Source organism: Xenorhabdus thuongxuanensis (assembly GCF_001908095.1).
GTDB lineage: Bacteria > Pseudomonadota > Gammaproteobacteria > Enterobacterales > Enterobacteriaceae > Xenorhabdus > Xenorhabdus thuongxuanensis.
Map to the genome: position 1 here is coordinate 8002 of NZ_MKGR01000043.1, position 4245 is coordinate 12246.

The 4245-nt window shown below is 40.7% G+C and carries 5 protein-coding genes and 1 pseudogene; all 6 read left to right on the forward strand.

Translation table 11 applies throughout. The features are described from left to right. Positions 1–119: 119 nt before the first annotated feature. Entirely contained in the window at positions 120–1019 is a 900-nt protein-coding gene (locus tag Xentx_RS17170) for an FAD-dependent monooxygenase (protein ID WP_074021738.1), read from the forward strand. Positions 1020–1029: 10 nt separating this feature from the next. Next, positions 1030–1575 (forward strand): carboxymuconolactone decarboxylase family protein, encoded by a 546-nt coding sequence (locus Xentx_RS17175; protein WP_083601059.1) that lies wholly within the window; start codon positions 1030–1032, stop codon positions 1573–1575. Between the two features lie 10 nt (positions 1576–1585). Further along, entirely contained in the window at positions 1586–2560 is a 975-nt protein-coding gene (locus Xentx_RS17180; protein WP_074021739.1) for an aldo/keto reductase, read from the forward strand. 19 nt (positions 2561–2579) lie between these two features. Continuing rightward, a complete protein-coding gene (locus Xentx_RS17185) occupies positions 2580–3542 on the forward strand; it encodes an SDR family NAD(P)-dependent oxidoreductase (protein WP_074021740.1) in 963 nt (320 codons plus the stop codon). Between the two features lie 92 nt (positions 3543–3634). Further along, positions 3635–3958, forward strand: a pseudogene (locus Xentx_RS17190) (hypothetical protein); the annotation flags it as partial. Positions 3959–4059: 101 nt separating this feature from the next. Beyond that, positions 4060–4245 (forward strand): hypothetical protein (locus tag Xentx_RS17195; RefSeq protein ID WP_139292515.1); only part of this gene is annotated, 186 nt, incomplete at its 3' end.

A 4245-nucleotide genomic window follows, 5' to 3' on the forward strand; every position in this document is an offset into this window, starting at 1 on the left:
CCAGCCAACGAAATAAACTCAAAAAAGCCGGCTGGAGCGATGATTATCGTGCACAAGTGTTCTTTGGATAGATATCAATCAAAGTATGCTCGCGCCCTGACCTCCATCGCACAGGTAATATGGTTTTAGCCCCAATTGGTGATGGATTATTTCGTATAGGTGCTAGTGTTCCTGCTAATTACAAAGGTGAAATCAATCGAGAATTCTTTAATAAATTGCTTAATGACAGAGTTCCCGGCAATAAAATTTTAGGGAATATGAATTTCTGCGGTATTTTCAATGCACATGTAAGGTCTGCTTCTTCTTACAGAGTTCAGAATATTTTTCTTGTTGGTGATGCGGCTCATGTGATGAGTCCCTCTGGGGCTCAGGGGATGAACAGTGGGTTTCAGGATGCAGTGAATCTGGGCTGGAAATTGGCTGGTGTTATACGTAATGAGTATGATTCATCTCTCTTGGATAGTTATTCCACTGAACGAATGAATGGGATTAATCGGACATCAAAATTATCTACATTTCTAGCAAATGTGAGTTTGTATAAGAAATTCCCAGCGATATTTGCTCGTGATTTTGCCTTCAGATTTGCATCCAGAACTGGCATCGTAGATAGATTTTTATCACCCAGAATCGCTCAGATTGATATTCCTCATGGGCAGTTATCTGAAGGGATAATGAAACTTGAGTCAGGAAGACGAATTCCTCTTGAATGGAATAAAAGTACGCTTTCGCCACATTTAAGCCTCATTAAACATACAATTTTCTTCTGGCCAGGTGATCATTACATCTATTCAGAGTGGGAAAAATATTTTGAGTCGGCCACGAAAATTATTACTGGTGCAGTTCTTGTTAATTTAAGTGGAAAAGTTTTGGGACTTATCAAGGATCTTTTACCAACTCATTCTGCCTGCATCATTGTAAGACCAGACGGATTTATCATTGATTTAGTGGATATTGATAATATTTCATCAAATGAAGCTTTCAATATCCTCAACAAAAAGATTAGTCAACAGCCTATATAAGGGGAAAGTAATGAGTAATATGTTAGTCAAACTAACTGAAGTTCAGGATATGACACAAGAACAACTGAGTGTATATGAGAAGTTCCCTTCAAACTTGACTCGAGGTTTGCTTTTAACCAAATGTTCTGCCGAACCTCATTTAGCCTTAGGAGGTGCTTTGACGAAAGGGTATCTGAATGACTATGAGCGTGAAATTATTGTCATGCGTGTAGCTAAATTGGTTAACAGCGAGTTCGAACGGATTATTCATTATCCACTTGCAATTAAGGCTGGTCTGACAGAGCAGGAAATTAGCGACATTGAGAATGGAAACTATGAGGCGATGGATGCACGCAGAAAAGCTATGGTGAAATATATTACAGAGTGCATTCTTGAAGGCAAAGCTTCAGCATCATCATTTCGCAGTTTAAATGAATTTTATTCACAAGGTGAGATCGCTGATGCTACCCATCTCGCAGGACATTGCTGGATGACAGCGATGTACTTGGCAAGTCTCGATATACCATTTGATGAACAAGAAACTTCGTGGTCCAGACTCACCGAACTGAATAATTAAGGAGGGGCATTTGCAATATTGTCACTTAGGAAAATCAGGACTAATTGTGTCTAGGCTTGCTCTGGGATGTATGTCCTTCGGAGATTCAACTAAAGGGGCACACACATGGACTCTGGACTATACCCAAAGTGAGAAGATTATCACTAAGTCGTTAGATTTAGGCATAAATTTTTTTGATACAGCGAATGTTTATTCACTTGGTTCAAGTGAAGAAATCGTGGGGGCTTGTTTGAAAAAGTATGCTAAACGTGATGATGTGGTCATAGCCACAAAAGTTTATGAGAAAATGACTGATTCTCCTTTATCAGGAGGGTTGTCACGTAAAGAAATATTTACGCAGGTTAATGCTAGCCTAAAAAGACTTCAGACCGATTATATTGACCTTTATATAATTCATCGATGGGATGATAACACGCCGATCGAAGAAACAATGCTTGCTCTGAATGACTTGATTCAGTCAGGCAAGGTTCGGTATATCGGAGCTTCGTCAATGAGAACTTGGCAATTCATTAAAGCACAATTCGTCGCCAGAATGAACGGATGGACTCAGTTCATTAGTATGCAAAATCATTACAATCTCATCAATCGTGAAGAGGAAAGAGAAATGATTCCTTATTGTGTTTCCGAAGGGATTGGGGTTACACCATGGAGTCCATTGGCTAGAGGTAAACTTGCAAAGAAGACTGGTACTACTCGTACACAATCTGACAAGGTATTGTCATGGCTATATGAATCCGCAAAGCAGAGTGATGAAAAAATAATTTCTGTTCTAAATGACCTCGCAGCAAGTAAAGCATGTAAGCCTGCACATGTAGCTTTAGCTTGGTTGTTATCTAAACCATCAATCGCTTCACCAATTGTTGGTGTGACATCAGTAGAGCAACTTATAGACAATACTTGTTGTATGAATGTATCTCTTAGTAATGATGAAATTGCTGCACTGGAGGAGTTCTATACTCCACATATGAGAGCCGAGTTATCCTAAAATAGTTATTGGGGGATTTATGCGAGTCCAAAAACCGATCAATTCAGGATTTAGCGCGTCATCAACAGCCTCGGATGTACTTAAAGGTATTGATATTAAAGGTAAGACCGCTTTTATCACAGGTGGACATTCTGGATTGGGATATGAGGCTACTAAAGCGCTATCAGAAGCAGGTGCTCATGTGGTAGTGGGAGTAAGGGATATGAAGAGAGCATCTAATGCTTTAAGTGAGTTAACCAATATTACCATTCTTCCACTTGATCTTTCGGATATAAATTCTGTCAGGACATTGGCGGCTTATGTCAATGCGAATAGATATATCTTTGATTATGTGATTTGTAATGCTGGCATCATGGCTTCTCCAGAAAAACGGGTTGGTCCAGGATGGGAATCGCAGTTTGCTACAAATCATATTGGCCATTATGTACTGGTGAATCTTATATGGAACAATATCCGATCTGGAGGGAGAGTTGTATGCGTTTCATCTGCTGGGCATCATAATTCTCCAATCAGATGGGACGATATCCAGTTCACTAGTGGTTATGACAAGTGGGTGGCATATGCACAGTCTAAAACTGCTAATGTACTTTTTGCATTGCAATTGGACACATATGGAAAAAACAGAAATATCAGGGCATTTTCTTTGCATCCGGGTAAAATCTTCACCCCACTCCAGCGATATCTGTCTTATGAAGAAATGGCGAATGAGGGATGGATGGATAAGGAGGGGAATCCGATTGATCCAACTTTTAAATCTCCTGCGCAAGGGGCTGCAACTGAGGTATGGGCAGCAACAAGTCCTGTCTTGAACGGACTAGGTGGACTTTATTGTGAAGATTGTAACATTACAGGACTCGCATCAGATTATGAAGAACCCTTTGTTGGTGTTTGTGAATATGCCGTTGATCCGGTAGAAGCCTTAAGATTGTGGAATTTCACAGCTAATCTTACAGGTGTAAATGTATTTGCAGCTATTAACTAAATTCTCCCTTTGAAGGAGGATTGAGAGAGAAATGGGGCAGATCATATACGAAGCTCGGGTTAATCAGGGAGGATATGTCACACTTCTTGCCCATGAAAAGCAAGCAACGACGCGGCTTAGATTACACGCCACTTTTTATGTTTTTATTGAGCAAAGTCGGTGAAAAATGGGATGCGGTCCACAGTGAAGCCATTCAGCGACTGGACAGTCCAGAACCTTTATTTTGGCTAGTGGCGTTACATGAGCATGAACAAAGAGAGTATATCCGCTGTGGTGAATCCAGTTATTACAACGGGTTGTTCGTCGATGGATCCGGTTTTTTAAGGAAGGTGAATCCAAATCTGTCAGTAAATGATATTCCTGTCCAGTGTCAGTGCTGTACGCATACATTTAACGGGGTTCCTATTCATCGCTGATCCAGGTAATTTTCACCATGAGAAAAAGAATTAACCGCAGTATTTAACGCCCTTTTTCTGCATGTTACCCCTTTCAATATGAATGAAAAGGGTCACAATCCGTGGTGCAAAAAAAACAATCCACTTGGCACAATAGAACAAAATGGCTGATTATTAGCGGGTTAAGTCTGTCGCTGAGTTTTCCCGGTCAGGCCAGGCCAGAAGATCAAAACCAAGATCTGCCGGCACAAAAACTGGCCGAAATCACCACCCAGTGGGGGCAACTGACTCAATCGCAGTCACCCAGC